The sequence below is a fragment of the Nocardioides sp. YIM 152315 genome, from assembly GCF_029210375.1.
Classification (GTDB): domain Bacteria; phylum Actinomycetota; class Actinomycetes; order Propionibacteriales; family Nocardioidaceae; genus Nocardioides.
This window is the reverse complement of the sequence record NZ_JARGER010000038.1, coordinates 77,178-95,687: the sequence shown is the minus strand read 5'-3', so window position 1 is coordinate 95,687 and position 18,510 is coordinate 77,178. Positions and strand designations below refer to the sequence as shown.

Here is an 18,510-nt window from a genome sequence, read left to right as displayed (position 1 = left end):
CCACCGGGCCAGCGCGGCTCCCGCGTCCGCACGGTCGCCGCTCCTACCATCGGTGCCATGGGACCGACGCTCCTCGAGGTCGCCGTCCAGGACCCGCGCGACGTGCCCGGCGCGGAGGACGGTGGCGCCGACCGCCTGCTCCTCTCGACCCCCGACGGGAGCTCTCCCGAGCCCGCGCTCGTCTCGGGGGTCTGCCGCGAGGCCGACCAGCCCGTCCACGTCGTGCTCCGTCTCAACGACACGTGGAGCACGACCGGCGGTGAGCTCGCGCGCCTGGTCGGGCTGGGCGAGGACTATCTCGGCTCCGGCGCCGCCGGCTTCTCGTTCGGCTTCCTCGACGGCGACCTCGAGGTCGACACCGAGGTCTGCGCCTACCTCGCTGCCCAGCTCCCGGACGTGCCTTGGACCTTCGGCCGCGCCGTCGACGACACGCTCGACCTGCGCCGGTCCTGGCGGCGTCTCTCCGGCCTGACCGGACTCGTCGGCGTCCGCTCGGCCGGGTCGCCGCGTGGGCTCGAGGCGGGGTACGACGAGCTGCTCGCGCTCGCCTCCGCCGATCCCCTGGTCGCCCGCACGCTGATCCCCGGTGGCGGGCTGCTCGCCGAGCAGGTGCCGTGGTTCGTCCGGGCCGGCGTCCGGCAGTTCCACCTCGACAGCCAGGCCCGGCCCGGCAGGTCGTGGAAGGCGTACGTCGACGCCGGCCACGTCCGCTCGTGGCGACTGCTCCTCGACGACGCCGTCGAGCGCGCCTCCCGCAGCGCCGGGTGACATGATCCTCATCGACCCGCCCAACGCGGCCGGGCACGGCCGGCTGTGGTCGCACCTGGCCAGCGACGCCTCCTACGACGAGCTCCACGCCTTCGCGGCCACCCTCGGCATCCCGCCGCGCGGCTTCGACCGCGACCACTACGACGTGCCCGCCGAGTGGTACGACGACGTCGTCGCCGCGGGCGCCGCCCCGGTCACCTCCCGCGAGCTCGTCGCCCGCCTGACCGCCGCGGGGCTGCGTCGGCGCAAGCGGGATAGTCCCTGACGTTCTCGGGGTCGAGCCTCGGCGGAAACCCCGAATCGTCAGGGACTATCCCAGCGACCGCAGCTCGGCCTCCACGTTGGCGCGGGCGGCGTCCTCCCACGCGTCGCGGGCGTGGGTGGTGTGGAAGAGGTGCGGCTTGGCGAGCAGGTCGCGGAGGATCGCCGACCGGCCGGCGGCGAAGTCGGCGTCCGGCACCTCGGCGTACTCCTCGCGCACGGCGGAGGCGTACTCGGCGTACCGCTCCGGCGGCGCCGCGAGGATCGCGAGGTCGGCGTCGGAGAGCGCGCAGCCGTTGGGGTCGTCGTCGGCCGGGCGATGGTGCTCGGTCACCAGCACCAGCCGCACCACCTCGTCGACGACTCCCCGGTCGACCAGGGTCGGGAGCGCCTCGGCCGCCCAGGCGGCGGACCGCTTCTCGGCGTCGGGCCGGCCGTCGTAGACGCTGTCGTGGAACCACGCCGCCAGGAGGACGGCCATCCGGTCGAGCTCCACGCCGTGCGTCGACAGCTCGTGGATCCGCTCGAGCACCTCGGCGAGGTGGCGTCCGTCGTGGTAGCGCCGCTCGGGGTGCGCGTACGACGCGACGAGCTGCGCGCCCAGCGCCGGAGCGCCGGGAAGCGGCCAGGCGGTCAGGAGGTCCACGGCGTCAGCAGGGCGGCGACTGTCCGGGCGTGCGGGCCACGCCGAGCGTGCCCAGCGAGGTCTCCTTGCCCTGCGCCACCGAGATGTCCGACACCGACCTGGAGTCGAAGTGACAGTAGGAGACCGTTTGCACGTAGCCGCCGCGATCGGGATCGGGGTCGATCACGACGGTCATGCGGCGCTGGGTGGTGAGCTGCCCGTCGAGGGTGAACCCGCCCGAGTCCGACGTCGTCGTCTCGTCGACCTTGGTGCCGTAGACGTCGTAGAGCCGCACCTGGGCGTTCCCGAGGGGATACGCGGGCGCGCCGGCGTCGACTGCCTGGCCGGTGATCCAGCCGCCGCGCCTGCTCACCCGGTAGGTGCCGATCGTCGCGCGGTCGGACCGGACCTTCGCCTTCCGGATCCGGCCCTCGGAGCCCAGCCAGGTCCCGACGCCGTCGAACTTCAGCCGGTACCTCCCGGGGTGGACCCCCGGGAAGACGGCCGTGCCTCCCCGGACCGTGCCGGTCCACCACTGGCCGGTCCTCGCGCTGGTGACCGTGACGGTGGTCCTGCCCCGGAGGGCCGACCCGTCGCGCGTGTAGAGGAGCACCCGCAGCGATCCGGAGTGCCGGCGGAGCCGCACCCGGACGTCCGTGCCCGTACCCGTGCGGACCCTCCCGGCCCAGACGCTGGGACCGACCCATCTCTCGCGCCGGTCCCAGGCGAACACCGACCACTTGCCCTGAGGCAGGCCGCCGATCGCGAACGCGCCCCGGCCGTTGGCGGTCGTGTCGAACGACTGCTCCTGACCGTCGGGGAGCGTCCGCGCGACCGCGACCCGCGCCTTCCTCGCCACGCCGGCCCCGGTCGTGACCCGGCCGGTGACGAACGCGCCGCGCTGCATCCTCACGTCTCGCACGGTCGGCCGGCCGGCGCGCACCGTGACCTTCACGTCGGTGGGGGCGTACTTGTCGGTGCGCCACGACGGGCGCCGGTCGACGAACTGGAGCCAGTAGGTGCCCGGCACCAGGTTGAGCGCGTAGGAGCCGCCGTTCGCGCTCTTCTGGCCGAGGTACTGCCAGTCCCTGGTGAACCACAGGACACGCACCCTCGGCGCCTTCCCCGTGCCGTGGCCCGGGAAGGTGATGAACCCGGCCACCGGCCTAGTGTCCGAGCGGGCGGCCGTGGCGCCCGGTGCGACCAGCGCGATCGCCGACGCGAGCAGCGCGACCACCGCGAGAGCGACGACTCGGGATCGGACGCGAGGAGGCATGGCGGTCATCGTAGGGGCGCGGCGCGCTGGCGCGGCATCATCGCCCACCGGATCGTGCCGGTGGCGGCGGTGCCGAGCGCGCGCACGACGGTGCGCTCGGAGACCGGGAGCCACGGCAGCCGCAGCGGCCGCCGCGTCCAGCGTGGCATCAGCCCCACGGCGGCGGCCGCGATCGCGCCGTACGGCGGCCGCGCCACGATCGGCAGCGGCGGCCGCAGCAGCAGGTAGCCGACCGTCGCGCGGGCCTCGGGGGTGCCACGCAGCTCGGGACGGTACGCCGCGAGCGCCGCGGCCAGCTCGGCCTCGCTGGTCGGCGGGTCGAGGACGCCGAGGCGCGCGGCGACCTCGGCCGTCTGCGCGACGTACTCGTCGCGCTCGGCGGCGGTCAGCGGCGCGCGGCCGTAGACGGTGTGTGCCCGCAGGAAGCTGTCGATCTCGGCGACGTGCACCCAGCCGAGCAGGTGCGGGTCGGACGCGGCGTACGGCGTGCCGTCGGGCATCGTGCCGGTGATCCGCTCGTGGATGCGGCGCACGGCCGCGACCGCCTGCTCCGCGTCGTCGGCGGTGCCGAAGGTCGTCACCGCGATGAACCTGCTGGTGCGCGCGAGCCGGCCCCACGCGTCGCGGCGGTAGTCGGAGTGCTCGGCGACGCCACGCATCGCCGCCGGGTGCAGGGTCTGCAGGAGCAGCGCCCGCAGCCCGCCGACGAACATCGACGCGTCGCCGTGCACCCGGGTGATCGGGCTGCCGGCCTCGAACCACCGCGGACCGGGACGCCCGTGGATGCGTGCGGCGTGCCTGCCGCCGTCGGGCCCGGCGACCCGGAGGAAGAGCTCCTGGCCGAGTCGGTCCCGGACCATCGGCACCACGCTTGCCATACGACGACACTACGGGTTCTGATCTACCCCATGCACCTGAAGACGCTGGCGGCAGTGGCCGCCGGGACCCTGGCGGCGGGACTCGCGACGATCGTGCCGGCGACGGCACCGGCGGCGGGGGAGACCGCGACGGCGTTCCGGGTGGCCCCGATCTCGTGGGGTCGCTGCGACGACAAGAGCCTGCGCGACGCCGGCGCCGAGTGCGGCACGCTCACGGTGCCGCTCGACCACACCGAGCCCACCGGGCCGACGATCGACCTCGCGGTCGCGCGGGTGCTGCACACCGAGGAGCCCTACCGCGGCGCGGTCCTCACCAACCCCGGCGGTCCGGGCAGCGACGGCACCTGGCTGGCGCCGTACGGCCAGTACGTGCCGCGCGAGGTCGGTCTGACCTACGACTGGTACGGCATCGACCCCCGGGGCACCGGCGCGAGCGACCCGATCCTCACCTGCGACAGCAAGTACTTCGGCTGGGACCGGCCGGACTACGTGCCCACGACGCCGAAGGTCATGAAGCAGTGGCGCAAGCGGACCGAGCGGTACGCGAGGGACTGCGGCCACGCGAAGGCCCGGGAGCTGCTCCGCCACGTGCGCACCACCGACACCGCGAGCGACTTCGACCTGCTGCGCCAGGCGATCGGCCTGGAGAAGGTCACGATCTTCGGGTTCTCCTACGGCACCTACCTCGCGCAGGTCTACGCGACGCTCTTCCCCGGCCACGTGCAGGCGCTGGTGATGGACGGCGTGATCGACGCCGACCGGGTCTTCTACCAGTCGAATCTCGACCAGGACCCGGCGTTCCAGAAGTCCTTCGAGAAGTTCCTCGCGTGGGTGGGGAAGCACCCGAGGGTCTACCACCTCGGCGCCGGCCGCAAGGCCGTCGGGCGGCGCTACCAGCTCCTGCGCAGCCGACTGGCCGAGGAGCCGGCCCGCGGCAAGGTGGGCCCCGACGAGCTCGACGACGCGCTGCTCAACGCGGCGTACTACAACGGCTACTACCCGATCGTCGCCGACGCGCTCGCCGACCTCGCCAACAGGGGCAAGGTCAAGGGGATCAAGGATCTCTACCGCGGCTCGAACCCGAGCGGGAAGGCCGCCGACAACGGCTACGCGATGTACCTCGCGACCGAGTGCACCGACGCCAGGTGGCCGACGAGGTGGAAGACCTGGCGCAAGGACAGCACCCGGCTGCACCGCAAGGCGCCGTTCCTGACCTGGGCCAACAACTGGTACAACGCGCCGTGCCGCACCTGGCCCGTCGCGGGCACGCAGCGCGTCCAGGTGACCGGCGCCGGCCTCGGCGACGTGCCGATCCTCCTGCTCAGCGAGACCCACGACCCGGCGACGCCGTACGCCGGCGCGCTGGCCACCCGCCGCACGTTCCCGAGCGCGGCGCTGGTCGCCGGGGCGGGCGGCTACTCCCACGCCGTGTCGCTGTCGGGCATCGCCTGCACCGACAACGCGATCGCCGACGTGCTCGAGGACGGCACGCTGCCGGACCGCAAGGCCGGCAACCGCGCCGACAAGCGCTGCCATCCGCTGGCGGCGCCCAAGCCGCCGAGGAAGGGCTCCCGCGTCGAGCTCCCCGAGCACCGCAGCTGGTGGGGTCGGTGACGACAGCCCACCGTTGACCCGCCCGAAACTCGTGGCTGACCCGCCCGAAAGTTTCGGACGGGTCAGCGTTTCAGGCGTCCCAGCTGCGCAGCCAGATCGTGTGCTCCGACTGCGCGAGCTTGGCGAGCGCGTCGCCGGGCAGCGCGTCGAGGGTGTCGGTGACGACGTACCCCTGCTCGCCGCGCGTCGAGAGGTACTGCGCGGTGATGTTGTCACCGCCCTCGGCGAGGATCCGGTTCACGTCGGCGAGGACGCCCGGCACGTTCACGTGCAGGTAGCCGACGCGGTGGCCGGCGTGCAGCTGAGGTGCCTGCACGGCCGGCAGGTTCACCGAGAGCTCGGTGCGGCCCTCCTGCGAGAAGCCCGCGAGCTTGCCGGCGACGAAGTAGCCGATCTCCTCCTGCGCCTCCTGCGTGGAGCCGCCGACGTGGGGGGTGAGGATGACGTTGGCGAGGCCGCGCAGCACCGACTCGAACCCCTCTCCCTGGGCCTTCGGCTCGACCGGGAACACGTCGAGCGCCGCGCCGGCGAGGTGGCCGGAGAGGATGTTCTCGCGCAGCGCGGCGTCGTCGACGACCATGCCGCGGGAGGCGTTGATGAAGAGGCTGCGCGGCTTCATCCTCGCGAACTGCTCCGCGCCGAACATGCCCGCGTTGCCGGGCCGCCCGTCGACGTGGATGCTGACGACGTCGGCCTCCGCGAGCAGGTCGTCGAGTGTCCGCATCCGGCGCGCGTTGCCGTGCGCGAGCCGGTCGGCGGTGTCGAAGAAGACGACCCGCAGGCCCATCGACTCGGCGAGGTTGGACAGCTGGGTGCCGATGTTGCCGTAGCCGACGATGCCGAGCGTGCGGCCGCGGATCTCGTGGCTGCCCTTGGCGGACTTGTCCCAGACGCCCGCGTGCATGCGCTCGGTCTTCTCGGCCAGTCGGCGCGCCAGCATGATGATCTCGCCGATCACGAGCTCGACGACGCTGCGCGTGTTGGAGTACGGCGCGTTGAACACCGCGATGCCCCGCTCGGCGGCCGCCACCAGGTCGACCTGGTTGGTGCCGATGCAGAAGCAGCCGATCGCCAGCAGGTCGGGTGCGCCCTCGAGGACGGCCGGCGTGATGTGGGTGTTGGAGCGGATGCCGAGCAGGTGCACCCCGGGCAACGCCTCGAGGAGGTCCTCCTCGGACAGCGAGCTGCTCCGCAGCTCGACCTCGAAGCCGCGGGCCTCGAGGACCTCGACGGCGACCGGGTGGATGTTCTCGAGCAGCAGCACCTTCACGATCCCCCAGCGTAGGCGCGGGTCCCGCACCCGCCGAACCGGCGCCGGTGGGTGGACGGTTGGGTACCGATCGGCACGTTCCACGTCCGTGGGTCCGGGCGAGCGGCATGATTCGCCCATGTCCCGCCCTACCAGGTGGACCGTCGCCACGGCCGTCCTCGCGCTGACCGTCACCGTCCTCGGCGCGGGCAGTGCCGGGGCGGCTGTCGACCGCTCCGTCGCGCGCGGCCAGGACGCCGGGGTCTGGCAGGTGCGCCGGCTCGCGCAGGGCCAGTACGCCGTGGCCTGGACCTCGCCCACGCGGCTGCCGGTCACCTCCGACCGTCCCACGGTCGTCGGTCCCGCCGGCCGGGCCATCGGGACGTCCACCGTCGCGGCCGACGGCCGCACGGTGCGTGCGCGGGTCGACTCGGCGACGCGGCCCGACGCGGCGCGGCTGGACGTCGTGCTCTCCGGCGCGCGTCTCGACGCCGCCGCAGCCGACCACGCCCGCCGGGCGGCCGGGGCGCCCGACCCGGTGCCCGACCCGGTGCTCGACCTCCCGGGCACCCGCACGCTGGCGGCCGACCCCGCGGCCCCCGGCCCGCACGCCGTGGTGAGCAGCGACTACGAGCTCGCGCCGGTGGCGGTGCCGGGACTCCCCGAGCCGGTCGAGATGGTCGGCCACGTCGTCGAGCCGGTCGCGGCCGCCGCCACCGGGCCGCGGCCGCTCGTGCTCTTCATGCACGGCCGGCACGGCTACTGCTACGACCCGGCCGACAAGCAGGACTGGTCCGCCGACTGGCCGTGCCGGGCTCCGCTGGAGGAGATCCCGAGCCACCTGGGCTACGACTACGTCCAGCGGGTGCTGGCGTCGCAGGGCTACGCGACGGTGTCCGTGCGCGTGAACGGCATCAACGCGCAGGACGGCGGAGCCGCCGACGGCGGCGCGGACGCCCGGGCCCGCATCGTGCAGGCCCACCTCGACCACTGGGTCGCGCTGGCCGGCCCGCACCAGGTCGACCTCGGGCGGGTGGTGCTGGTCGGCCACAGCCGCGGCGGCGAGGGCGTCAACCGCGCCGCGCTCCGGATCCCGCTGACCGCGCCGTACCGCGTCGTCGGGCAGGTGCTCGTCGCGCCCACCGACTTCGCCTCGCAGACCGCGCCGTACGTCCCGACCGTGACGCTGCTGCCCTACTGCGACGGCGACGTCAGCGACCTGCAGGGCCAGCGGTTCACCGACGTCGCGCGCGACCTGACCGGCGACGACACGGCGTTCCGCAGCAGCGTGCTCCTCATGGGCGCCAACCACAACTTCTTCAACACCGAGTGGACCCCGGCGACCGCGCACGCGGCCGCCGCCGACGACTGGTACGGCGCCGCCGACCGCACCTGCGGCCGGCGCGACCCCGCGCGACTGTCGGCCCGCGAGCAGCGCGCGGTCGGCACGGCGTACGTCGCGGGCGCGGTGCACCTCTTCGCGAACGACGACCAGCGGGTGCTGCCGCTCTTCGACGGCTCGCGCGCACGGGTGGCGTCGCAGGGGCCGGCGCAGACGCTCAGCCACGCGATCGGCGGCGGCCGGGCGCTGCGGACGCCGGGCGGCACCGCCGCGCTCGCACTCGCCGACGGGGCCGACACCCGCTTCTGCCGGGGCACGCTCGTCACCGGCCGGGTCTCGTCGTGCGGCGCCGCCGTCGGGCCGGTCGCCGCCGCGCCGATGTGGCTGCAGCCGGGTGAGGCGGCGCCGGCGCGCGACTTCTTCGAGATGGGGTGGACGGCGGCCGGGCAGGCCGGCGGACTGCTGCTGCGCAGTCCGCTGGACCTGACCGGCCGCCGACTCGAGCTGCGCACGATCGTCGAGGGGCGGACCGGTGCCGCGGTCCGCGTCCGCCTCACCGACGCCGCCGGTGCGACGGCGCTGCTCGACCCCGTCGGCGGGCCCCGGCTGCCGGGTCTCGGCAGGTCGGGCGACACCCGCAAGCTCTGGGCGCAGACCGTCGTGGTCGACCCGGCCGGCGCCGCGCTCGACCTCACCCGCATCGCCCGCGTCGAGCTGGTCGGCGTCAGCGGTCGCGGCCGGATCTGGGTGGCCGACGTCGCCGCCGCGCCCGACCGGCTCTCCGTCGTACCCGCGCGGCGGCTGCCGACCGTCGACCTCGGTGAGGTCCGGCTGCGGGAGGGCGCCGGCGGCGTGCGGGTCGCGCGGCTTCCGTTCCACGTCAACGGCACGCTCACCGAGCCGGCGCGCCTCGTCGTGACGACGGTGGGACAGACGCGGCGGGACAGCCAGCGGTTCACCCTCGACCTCGCCCCGGGCCAGACCGGCGGATCGATCCCGGTCGCCTACGACGCCGACGCTCGTGCCGACTATCGCGAGATGGTCACGCAGGTCTCGGCCTGGGGGAGCCGCAACGTGGTCACCGACCGGTACGCCGGCAGCCTCACGGTGGTCGACGACGACCCGCGGCCGCGCGCCACGGTCCGGACGGTCTCTCGCCGGGTCGCCGAAGGTGAGACCGTGCGGTGGCGGATCCGGCTCGGCCGCCGGGTCGACTACGACGAGCCGGTCTCGGTGCTGGTGCGGCGCAGCCCGCGCCCCGCGCTCCGCGTCGGCGATCTCGCCGAGCGGTGGGTCCGCACGCACCTGGGCGGCGCCGAGCCGCGGCAGCCGCTGTGGCGCGCCGGGGCCGCGCTCTTCGACACGCTGCGTCCGGGCACCCGCCGCCTCGAGCTGACCCTCCCGACCCGGCGCGACGGCGTCGCCGAGGGCGAGGAGACGCTCCGGGTGCGGGTCGAGGTCGGCGCCCGGGTGCTGTTCCGCACCGTCGCCGTCGTCGACGCGCGGTGATCACCGAGACCTACGCGACCTCCGGGACCCCGGCCAGGGCCGCGGCGAGCGCGTCGTCGCTCAGCGGGTCGTCCTCGAGGTGGCCGGCCAGGAACGTCTCGTAGGCGCCGAGCTCCAGGAGACCGTGGCCGGACAGGCCGATGACGATCACCTTCTCCTCACCGTCGGCCTTGGCGGTCAGCGCCTCCCGCTTGGCCTGGGCGAGCGCGTGCGACGACTCCGGTGCCGCGACGACGCCCTGCGTGCGCGCGAACTCCAGGGCGGCCTCGAAGCACTCCGACTGGTGCAGCGCGGCCGCCTCGATCAGGCCCTCGTGGACGGCGTGCGAGACCAGCGGCGCCATGCCGTGGTAGCGCAGCCCGCCCGCGTGGATCGGCGACGGCACGAAGTCGTGGCCCAGCGTGTACATCTTCATCAGCGGCGTCAGCCCGGCGGTGTCACCGAAGTCGTAGCGGTACTCGCCGCGCGTGAGAGTCGGGCACGAGCTCGGCTCGACGGCCAGGATGCGCGGGCTCTGGCGGCCCGCCAGCCTCTCGCGCAGGAACGGGAACGACAGCCCCGCGACGTTGGAGCCACCTCCCGCGCAGCCGATCACCAGGTCGGCGCCGCTCTCGCCGGCCTTGGCCAGCTGGCGCAGCGCCTCCTCGCCGATGACCGTCTGGTGCAGGAGCACATGGTTGAGCACCGATCCCAATGCGTACTTGGTGTCCTCGCTCTGCGCGGCCATCTCGACCGCCTCGGAGATCGCGATGCCGAGCGACCCGGAGTGGTCCTCGGGGAACGCCAGTCCCGACTCGGTCAGCCGGCTCGGCGAGCGGTGGACCTTGCCGCCGAACACCTCGATCAGGGTGCGGCGCTGGGGCTTGGTGTCGTACGACGTGCCGACCTGCCACACCTCGCACTCGATCCCGAAGAGCGCGCACGCGTAGGCCAGCGCCGTGCCCCACTGGCCGGCGCCGGTCTCGGTGGTCAGCCGGGTCACGCCGTGCAGGGAGTTGTAGTAGACCTGCGGGACCGAGGTGTTCGTCTTGTGCGAGCCAGCCGGGGAGACGCCCTCGTACTTGTAGTAGATCCGGGCGGGCGTGCCCAGTTGCTGCTCCCAGCGTCGGGCGCGGTAGAGGGGACTCGGTCGGTACTGCCGGTAGACCTCGCGCACGGGCTCGGGGATCTCGACGTACCGCTCGGCCGTGACCTCCTGCATGATCAGGTCGACCGGGAAGAGCGGCGCGAGGTCGTCGGGACCGACCGGCTCGCGGGTGCCCGGGTGCAGCGGCGGGGGCGGCGGGGTCGGGAGGTCGGCCACCAGGTTGTACCAGTGCGTGACCTGCTCGGACTCGTCGAGGGTGAACATGACCTGGTCGTCGCTCATCTGGGGTCCCCGCGGAATCGTGGGGCGGAGGAGCGCAGCGGGGGAACCCCGCGATTGCGTGGGGTGTTCATGCACCGTCACGGTAGTGGTCGCGCGGCGGCAGGATGTACCCCATGTCGAGGGTTGGATTCCTGCACACCGCCGAGGTGCACGTCGGCACGTTCGACGCGCTGGTCGGCGATTCCGCCGAGACCGTGCACGTCGTGGAGTCGCACCTGCTCCAGCGGGCCCGCACCGATGGGTTGACGCCGGCCGTCGAGGCGGGTGTGCGGTCGGCCCTCGACGAGCTCCACGCCCGGGGCGCCGACGTCGTCGTCTGCACCTGCTCGACGCTCGGCCCGGTCGCGGAGTCGGTCGCCTCGGACGTGCCGGTGCTGCGGGTCGACCGGCCGATGGCGCGGACCGCCGTGGCCGGCGGCGCGCGGATCGGTGTGGTCGCGGCGGTCGAGTCGACGCTGGAGCCGACGCGCTTGCTGCTGCAGGACGAGGCGCGCCGGGCCGGTGCCGAGCCGGTCCTCACCGAGGTCCTCGTGCCCGGCGCCTGGGCGTCGTTCGAGGCCGGCGACACCGCGGCGTACCTCTGCGCGATCGCCGACGCCGCCCGCGCCCTCGCCGACACCGTCGACGTCGTCGTGCTCGCCCAGGCCAGCATGGCCGGTGCCGTCGACCTGCTCGAGGACCTGGCCGTGCCGGTCCTGGCCAGCCCTCGGCTCGCCGTGGAGAGCGCGCTCCGGGCGGCCGGGGACCGACCCGTCGGTCGCCCCTGACGTCGACGATCCGATGTCCGGTGTGCGGTGTCCGGTGTGGGGGGCGAGATGCGGGCGGCTACGTTCGGCGCGTGACGATCGCCGAGACCCCGGAGCCGCCGTACACCGCGGTCATCTTCACGTCGCTGCGCACCGAGGGCGACAACGGGTACGCCGCGATGTCCGTCCGGATGGAGGAGCTCGCGCGCCGGCAGCCGGGCTACCTCGGCATCGAGGCGGCGCGCGACGGGCTCGGCATCACGGTGTCCTACTGGGCCGACGACGCGGCCGCGGCCGCGTGGAAGCAGGTCGCCGAGCACCTCGTCGCGCAGCAGCGTGGCAAGGAGGCGTGGTACGCCGACTACCGGGTGCGGGTCGCGACCGTCACCCGGTCCTACGGTCCCGACGGGCCGCGCTAGTGGTCGTGCCCGTTGATACGTCGGGGGTATCCGTGCTCAGCGTGCGTGCATCGCAAGGCGGCGGCGCGACGGCATACCGGGTTGTCTACCGAGCGTCGCCAATGCAGCGAGGTGCGTGCGGTGGGTGTGTAGACCCCTGGTGAATCAACGGGGATGACCACTAGGCCGCGGGGCCCTTCGCGCGCACGTCGGCGACCGCGGTCATCGCGTCCCGCAGCTCCGTGAGCCAGTCGTCCTCGTGCTGCGCGACCAGGCGCACGCACCACGCGAGCGCATCGGCCCGCGAGCGCGCGACGCCGGCGTCGACCAGGGTCTCGAGTACGAGCCGCTGCGGCTGACGCAACCGCGTCATCACCGGGGCGGCGACGTGGGTCCACAGCTCCCGGTGGTCGCCGACGGCCAGCCCCCACGAGACCGTGCGCTCGAAGCGGTGCTGGGCTTCGCGCGCGATCTCCATGCGCCGCTCGCGGGTGTCCTCGCGGAACGCCGACGCGCGACCCGCACGCGCCTCGGCCAGGGCGGTCTCGCTGGGGCTCTCCAGCGCGACGTCGTCGATGGTCAGCACGACCGTGATCTCTTCGCGGTCGATGGTGACGTCGGCGGGCTGCCAGTCCGCCGGGAGCCGGCCGGCGAACCAGCCCGTCACGCGCTCCCGCATCTCCGCTGTAATCATGTAAGCATCATTGCACGGCTCGACAAATCGGGGTGCTGCGTTGCCGGCGGCGGGCCTACCCTGCGGCGGTGACCCCGACCGTCGACACCTTCCACGCCCTGGCGCGCAGCTCGCCGTGGCGCTGGATGACGCTTCACTTCGAGCACCGCTCGAAGTTCCCCGGCCCCTGCGAGGCGTGGGTGCGCCGGCCGGGCGAGCTGCTGGTCCGGACGCCGGACGGTCGCGCGGAGCGGGCGTCGGGTCTGCCGTACACCAGCAGCTTCGGGGTCGCCGCCGTCTCCGACCCCGGCTACACGCCACCGCCCCTGCCGCGGCCGGTGCTGCCGCACGAGGCGACGCCTACCTACCGCGACGACGGCCTGGTCGCGGTGCGGCCGGCGGCGCACTTCGAGGTCAACTACGACGACCCGATGTACGGCAACTACAGCTGGGTCGCGATGCTCGACCCGGTCGAGCTCGCCGATGGCGTCGCCCCCACCGACGTCCGCGAGGACGTGGTCGCCGGCCGGCCGGTGTGGCGCGCCGACGTACGCGCACTGCCGGACTACGACCCGCGATGCAGCTGCTGCGCGCTGATCTGGTCCGAGGTCGCGGACACCTACGAGTACGGCGACCGACCCGGCTGGACGCCGGTGAAGGAGAAGTATCCCGACCACTACGACGTCGCGCTCGACGTCGAGACCGGCGTCGTGGTGCGGTGCCTGCCGGTCGGCGGAGACCCGGACGCGGCCTGGTTCGAGAACGACATCCTCGAGGTCCGCTAGACCCCCAGGTCCCGGCCCAGGTCCTCGGCGTCCACGATCCGGTAGGCGTACCCCTGCTCGGCGAGGAACCGCTGCCGATTGGCGGCGAACTCCGCGTCGACGGTGTCGCGGGAGACGATCGTGTAGAAGTGCGCGGTCTTGCCCTCCGACTTCGGGCGCAGCAGCCGGCCGAGGCGCTGGGCCTCCTCCTGGCGCGAGCCGAACGACCCGGACACCTGGATCGCGACCTCCGCCGAGGGCAGGTCGATGGAGAAGTTCGCCACCTTGGAGACCACGAGCAGGCCGACCTCGCCCGCCCGGAAGGCGGCGAAGAGACGCTGCCGCTCCTTCACGGTCGTCTCGCCCTTGATCCCGGGAGCGTCGAGAGCGGCGGCGAGCTCGTCGAGCTGCTCGATGTACTGCCCGATCACCAGCGTCGGCTGGCCGGGGTGAGCCGCGACCAGCGACCGCACGACGTCGATCTTGTGGTGCGTGCACGCCGCGAGCCGGTAGCGCTCCTCGGGCTCGGCGGTCGCGTAGACGAGCCGCTCCGACGACGGCAGCGTCACGCGCACCTCGACGCAGTCGGCCGGCGCGATCCAGCCCTGCGACTCGATGTCCTTCCACGGCGCGTCGTACCGCTTCGGCCCGATCAGCGAGAACACGTCGCCCTCCCGGCCGTCCTCGCGCACCAGCGTCGCGGTCAGGCCGAGCCGGCGGCGCGCCTGCAGGTTCGCGGTCATCCGGAAGATCGGCGCCGGCAGCAGGTGCACCTCGTCGTACACGATGAGGCCCCAGTCGCGGGCGTCGAGCAGCTCGAGGTGCGGGTAGACGCCCTTCCGCTTGGTGGTGAGCACCTGGTACGTCGCGATCGTGACCGGCCGGATCTCCTTGACGGCCCCGGAGTACTCGCCGATCTCGTCCTCGGTGAGGGTGGTGCGCCGCACGAGCTCGTCCTTCCACTGCCGCGCGGAGACGGTGTTGGTGACCAGGATCAGCGTGGTCGCCTTCGCCTCGGCCATCGCGGCGGCGCCGACCAGCGTCTTGCCGGCGCCGCAGGGCAGCACCACGACACCGGAGCCGCCGTGCCAGAAGGAGTCCGTCGCCTCGCGCTGGTAGGGGCGCAGCTCCCAGTCGGCCGGGTCGAGGAAGATCGGGTGCGCCTCGCCGTCGACGTAGCCCGCGAAGTCCTCGGCCGGCCAGCCGAGCTTGAGCAGCGCCTGCTTGAGGTTGCCGCGCTCGGAGCCGTGCACGACGACGGTGTCGTCGTCGATGCGCTCGCCGATCATGCCGGCGACCTTCTTGGCCCGCAGCACCTCCTCGAGCACGGGCCGGTCGTTGGAGACCAGCACCAGCCCGTGGATCGGGTGCTTCTCGAGCCGCAGCCGCCCGTAGCGGGCCATGGTCTCGGCGACGTCGACGAGCAGCGCGTGCGGCACGGCGTACCGGCTGTACTCCAGCAGCGTGTCGACGACCTGCTCGGCGTCGTGGCCGGCGGCGCGCGCGTTCCAGAGGCCCAGAGGCGTCAGCCGGTAGGTGTGCACGTGCTCGGGGGAGCGCTCCAGCTCGGCGAACGGCGCGATCGCCTTGCGGCAGTCGTCGGCACGCTCGTGCTCGACCTCGAGGAGCAGGGTCTTGTCCGACTGGACGATCAGGGGGCCGTCGTGCACTCAGAAGATCCTACGGAACGCCCGAAGGGTCAGGTGTAGAGGCAGAAGGGGTGCCCGTCCGGGTCGAGCATCACCCGCACGTCGTCCTGCGGCTGGAAGTCGGCCGGCGTCGCCCCGAGCTCGACCGCGTGCTCGACCGCGGACGCGAGGTCCTGCACCTCGAAGTCGAGGTGCAGCTGCTGCTGGGGCTGCTGCGCCGTCGACGGCCACACCGGCCGGACGTGCTGCTCGTTGAGGTGGAACCCGAGGTAGGCCACGCCGTCGGGTGCCCGCAGCGTCACCCAGTCGGGAGCGTCGTCGGCGATCTCCCAGTCCAGCAGCGCCGCGTAGAACCGGGCGAGCTCCCCGGGCGTCGGGGAGTCCAGGACCACGCCCCAGTAGTCCTTGCGAGCCTGACGGTCCGGGTTGGGGTCCTGTGTGATGCGTCCTCGCATGCGACGACGCTACGCCGCGCCCGCGACCCGCCCCGGGCGACCCTCGGCCCGGCAGCGGCAGAAGAGCCGCAATCGCGCGGAAGCGACTCGAACCGGCCTCGGTCAGGCGGTGGCCGACGCCCGGCGCCGGGCCCGGTACGCCGCGACGTTCGCCCGCGACGAGCACCGCTCGGAGCAGTAGCGCCGCGACCGGTTGGGCGAGGCGTCGACGAACGCGTTTGTGCACGGCGCGGAGGAGCAGACGCCGAGCCGATCGGCGCCGAGGTCGCAGATGAGCGTGGCGAGGCCGAGCAGCGACTCGCCGACGACCTGCTCGGCGACGCTGCCGGAGCCGGCCGCGACGTGGAGGTGCAGGTGCTGGCCGTCGTGGTCGGAGATCTGCGGGGTGATGGGGTGCCGCGACAGCAGCCCGTTGAGGCCGCGGACGACGCCGCCGAGGTCGCCGGCCTCACCCGCGTCGAAGACCGGCCGGAGCTCGCGCTGCAGCTTGCGGAGCACCATGCAGTCGCGGTCGATGGCCCGCTCCTGCAGCCGCGGCCGGTCGTCCAGGTACGCCACCAGTCCGTCGACCTCGGAGAGGTCGGCGTTGAGCAGCGAGGCCGCGGCCTCGGCGTACCGGATGAAGTCCACGTTTCAACCTTACGTGGCGGGCACAGCGCGCACCGTGGTGATCCGGTGGACGGCGAAGGTGCGCGTGTCGTCGCTGCGGTGGTCGTACGCCGTGAGCGTGCCGCCGTCGAGCGACGCCGGGTCGACGAGCCGGTCGGTGCTCGCGCCCTGGTTGTCGACGTAGCCGATCACCACCGAGGCCCGCGCCTCGATCGCGTCGCGCAGCGCCGCCATCGAGCCGCTCGGGGAGAGCCGGTCGGCCGGGGCCGCCGGGCGGGTCGACTCGGTGCGGTCGCCGGCGCGGATCGCGCTCACGACCTGGCTGGCGTGCGCGGTCTCCCGGGCGGCGCGCTGTGACCGGCCGCGGTGCTCGCGGGGCGTCCGGGCGCGCAGCGCGTCGGGCCGCGCGACATGCACGCTGCCGTCGGGCGACTCGACGACGGGCGCGACGCCGAGGTCGCGCAGCCGCGGCAGCAGCACGTCGATCGGCGTGCTGCTCACCAACACGGTCGGCGCGAGGCGGCGCAGCCCCAGCGTGTCGGCCTTCGGGTGGTGGAGCAGCTCGGTGAGCGCCGCCTCGTCGTCCGCGCGCAGGAACGCCTCCGCGTGCCCGACCCGCACCGTCCCGAAGGTGCGGGCGACGTCGTCGACGAGGTAGGTCAGTGGCTGGGGGACCGGCGTCCGCGACACGGAGGCGACGAAGTCGTGCACCTCCACGGCCGTCCAGCCCGTGTCGAGCGCGCGCCGCACCGATCCGGGGGTGAACCGGTAGACGGTGGCGCCGCCGCGGGACTCCACGTCGGCGACCAGCTGCAGGGTGCGGGCCAGCTGCGACTCCAGCGGACCGGGCGCGACCGCGGTCAGGTCGGCCTGCAGCAGCACGTGGTCGACCGGATCGGGGAGCAGGCCGGCCAGGGCGGCTGCGGCTGCCGAGCGGTCGCCGGCCAGCAGCGGGCGGGCGTACGACGAGAGCCCGCCCAGCGCCGCGAGCCCGAGCGCCGTCGCCTCGTCGACCGCCCACACCACCTGGTCCGCGCGGGTGCGCGGGCGCCGGGGGCGCAGCCACTCCACGTGCTGCACGAGCGACGGCACGCCGGTCCCGGACGCGAGCACGGTGCCGGGCGCAAGGCCGGCCAGCACCCCCAGGGTCAGCTGGCGGGTCTCGACCTGATGGACGCCGGCGAGCTCCGGCGCCAGCGCGTTCCAGACCTTGCCGGCGGGGTCGCGAGAGCCGACGAGACCCGGCAGCCGCGGGCTCGCCAGCCACGCGACGACCAGGGCGAGCCAGCGCTCGGCCGTCGGCCGCGCCGTCCAGCCGTCGAAGGCGTCGGTCGGGATCCAGCGCGGATCCCCGTCCGGGCCGGCCGCCGTCGCGAGGAGCCCGGCGGCCTGCGCCACCTCGACGAGCAGTGCGGCGACCGGCTCCGCGAGATGCAGGTCGTTCGCCAGCGTCCGCAGGTCCCGGACGCCGAGCCCGCCGCTGCGCAGCGCGGCCGGTGGGCTCGCGCCCCACTGGTCGAGCAGCAGCTCCACGCGCCGGACCGCGTCGAAGGCCGCACCCGCGGCCGCCCGGTCCACCATCGACTGCTTCCGCTCGGAGGTCGCGAGCCCGGGCGGCGCACCGACGTCGTACGTCGTGGTGCGTCCACCGCGCAGGGCCAGCCCGACCTCGCCGGGCAGCACGACGGAGCCACCGCCGCGGGGCACGAGCAGCCGGTGGGCGAGCAGCTCCTCGGCGGGGCTCGCGGCCTCGCCGGGCAGCACGGTGTGCCGTGCCGTGCCGGTGGTGGCGGTGCCGCCGGCGTCGAGGACGTGGTCGAGCAGGCCGCGCGCCGGCGGGGACAGTGCGTCGAGACGACGCCCGATCTCGTCGGCAGCCAGCGGCTCGGCGGAGACCGGACGGAGTCCGCTCACGCCGGGTGAGCCGGCCGCCATCGCCTCCGCCACGGTCGTCAGCGCGCGGAGGCCCTGCTGGCTCTGCCAGGCGAGCGCGAGGTCGACCAGCCGGGCGGTCGCGGCGCGCACGTCCGCGGCCGGCGCTGCCAGCACGTCCACAGGCCCGTCGGCGCTGGTTTGGCCCACGACGACGAGGGCATCAAGGACACAGAGCTCGAGCCGGTTCAGCTGGTCGAGCGCGCGCAGGACGGAGGACCGGGTGGCGGCACGCGACGCGAGCTGGCCGGAGTCGTGAGGGGCGGGAGTGGCGAGATCGGGGCGTTCGTGGAGCAGGCGGGAGAGCCGCTCGTCCGGCCAGCCTCGGAGCTGGTCGGCGAGGGTGCGGTACGCCGTCGTGGACATCCCTCCCACGCTACCGGGCCGACCGCG

At 74.1% G+C, this 18,510-nt stretch carries 17 protein-coding genes; 7 read left to right on the top strand and 10 right to left on the bottom strand.

The features are described 5' to 3' along the window. Window positions 1-57: 57 nt before the first annotated feature. Window positions 58-768: a copper homeostasis protein CutC gene (locus PZ894_RS14845; RefSeq protein WP_275745942.1), complete on the top strand. Its 711-nt coding sequence runs from the start codon at window positions 58-60 to the stop codon at window positions 766-768. Window position 769: 1 nt separating this feature from the next. Further along, window positions 770-1,033 carry a DUF4031 domain-containing protein gene (locus tag PZ894_RS14840; RefSeq protein WP_275745940.1) on the top strand — a complete coding sequence of 88 codons (264 nt, stop codon included), beginning with the start codon at window positions 770-772 and terminating at the stop codon, window positions 1,031-1,033. A gap of 45 nt (window positions 1,034-1,078) precedes the next feature. On the opposite strand, the gene PZ894_RS14835 is transcribed toward PZ894_RS14840, so the two are convergent. Genes PZ894_RS14835 through PZ894_RS14825 form a run of 3 tightly spaced genes read right to left on the bottom strand, consistent with a single transcriptional unit; the run spans window position 1,079 to window position 3,808 of the window. After that, window positions 1,079-1,675: a hypothetical protein gene (locus PZ894_RS14835; protein ID WP_275745939.1), complete on the bottom strand. Its 597-nt coding sequence runs from the start codon at window positions 1,673-1,675 to the stop codon at window positions 1,079-1,081. A gap of 4 nt (window positions 1,676-1,679) precedes the next feature. Next, window positions 1,680-2,930, bottom strand: coding sequence for a hypothetical protein (locus tag PZ894_RS14830; RefSeq protein WP_275745938.1), 1,251 nt, complete (start codon window positions 2,928-2,930; stop codon window positions 1,680-1,682). A 5-nt stretch (window positions 2,931-2,935) separates the two neighbouring features. Beyond that, on the bottom strand, window positions 2,936-3,808 hold the full coding sequence (locus PZ894_RS14825) for an oxygenase MpaB family protein (RefSeq protein ID WP_275745937.1): 873 nt from the start codon (window positions 3,806-3,808) through the stop codon (window positions 2,936-2,938). A gap of 30 nt (window positions 3,809-3,838) precedes the next feature. Here PZ894_RS14825 and PZ894_RS14820 point away from each other — a divergent pair, with 30 nt between their 5' ends. Beyond that, a complete protein-coding gene (locus tag PZ894_RS14820) occupies window positions 3,839-5,422 on the top strand; it encodes an alpha/beta hydrolase (protein ID WP_275745935.1) in 1,584 nt (527 codons plus the stop codon). 70 nt (window positions 5,423-5,492) lie between these two features. Here PZ894_RS14820 and serA read toward each other — a convergent pair whose 3' ends face one another. Beyond that, entirely contained in the window at window positions 5,493-6,692 is a 1,200-nt protein-coding gene (gene serA / locus PZ894_RS14815) for a phosphoglycerate dehydrogenase (RefSeq protein WP_275745933.1), read from the bottom strand. 118 nt (window positions 6,693-6,810) lie between these two features. On the opposite strand from serA, the gene PZ894_RS14810 reads away from it, so the two are divergent. Then, window positions 6,811-9,522, top strand: a complete 2,712-nt coding sequence (locus PZ894_RS14810) for a hypothetical protein (protein WP_275745931.1) — start codon at window positions 6,811-6,813, stop codon at window positions 9,520-9,522. 10 nt (window positions 9,523-9,532) lie between these two features. On the opposite strand, the gene PZ894_RS14805 is transcribed toward PZ894_RS14810, so the two are convergent. Further along, window positions 9,533-10,891 carry a TrpB-like pyridoxal phosphate-dependent enzyme gene (locus PZ894_RS14805; RefSeq protein ID WP_275745930.1) on the bottom strand — a complete coding sequence of 453 codons (1,359 nt, stop codon included), beginning with the start codon at window positions 10,889-10,891 and terminating at the stop codon, window positions 9,533-9,535. Between the two features lie 113 nt (window positions 10,892-11,004). Between PZ894_RS14805 and PZ894_RS14800 the strand changes: the two genes are divergently transcribed. Further along, the gene (locus PZ894_RS14800; protein ID WP_275745929.1) at window positions 11,005-11,658 is read left to right on the top strand and encodes an aspartate/glutamate racemase family protein; all 654 of its coding nucleotides are present in this window, start codon (window positions 11,005-11,007) and stop codon (window positions 11,656-11,658) included. A 71-nt stretch (window positions 11,659-11,729) separates the two neighbouring features. Continuing rightward, window positions 11,730-12,056, top strand: a complete 327-nt coding sequence (locus PZ894_RS14795) for an antibiotic biosynthesis monooxygenase (protein ID WP_275745928.1) — start codon at window positions 11,730-11,732, stop codon at window positions 12,054-12,056. 160 nt (window positions 12,057-12,216) lie between these two features. Here the strand turns inward: PZ894_RS14795 and PZ894_RS14790 are convergent, their stop codons facing one another. Further along, window positions 12,217-12,729, bottom strand: coding sequence for a hypothetical protein (locus PZ894_RS14790; protein ID WP_275745927.1), 513 nt, complete (start codon window positions 12,727-12,729; stop codon window positions 12,217-12,219). 68 nt (window positions 12,730-12,797) lie between these two features. Here PZ894_RS14790 and PZ894_RS14785 point away from each other — a divergent pair, with 68 nt between their 5' ends. Then, window positions 12,798-13,493 carry a hypothetical protein gene (locus PZ894_RS14785; protein WP_275745925.1) on the top strand — a complete coding sequence of 232 codons (696 nt, stop codon included), beginning with the start codon at window positions 12,798-12,800 and terminating at the stop codon, window positions 13,491-13,493. Here PZ894_RS14785 and PZ894_RS14780 read toward each other — a convergent pair. From PZ894_RS14780 to PZ894_RS14765, 4 genes are all read right to left on the bottom strand, one after another. After that, the gene (locus tag PZ894_RS14780) at window positions 13,490-15,142 is read right to left on the bottom strand and encodes a DNA repair helicase XPB (RefSeq protein ID WP_275745923.1); all 1,653 of its coding nucleotides are present in this window, start codon (window positions 15,140-15,142) and stop codon (window positions 13,490-13,492) included. The two genes, PZ894_RS14785 and PZ894_RS14780, sit on opposite strands and share 4 nt — an antisense overlap. A gap of 29 nt (window positions 15,143-15,171) precedes the next feature. Next, on the bottom strand, window positions 15,172-15,576 hold the full coding sequence (locus PZ894_RS14775; RefSeq protein ID WP_275745921.1) for a VOC family protein: 405 nt from the start codon (window positions 15,574-15,576) through the stop codon (window positions 15,172-15,174). 102 nt (window positions 15,577-15,678) lie between these two features. Continuing rightward, the gene (locus tag PZ894_RS14770; protein ID WP_275745919.1) at window positions 15,679-16,206 is read right to left on the bottom strand and encodes a CGNR zinc finger domain-containing protein; all 528 of its coding nucleotides are present in this window, start codon (window positions 16,204-16,206) and stop codon (window positions 15,679-15,681) included. Window positions 16,207-16,215: 9 nt separating this feature from the next. After that, window positions 16,216-18,483, bottom strand: a complete 2,268-nt coding sequence (locus tag PZ894_RS14765) for a helicase C-terminal domain-containing protein (protein WP_275745917.1) — start codon at window positions 18,481-18,483, stop codon at window positions 16,216-16,218. Between the last annotated feature and the right edge of the window lie 27 nt (window positions 18,484-18,510).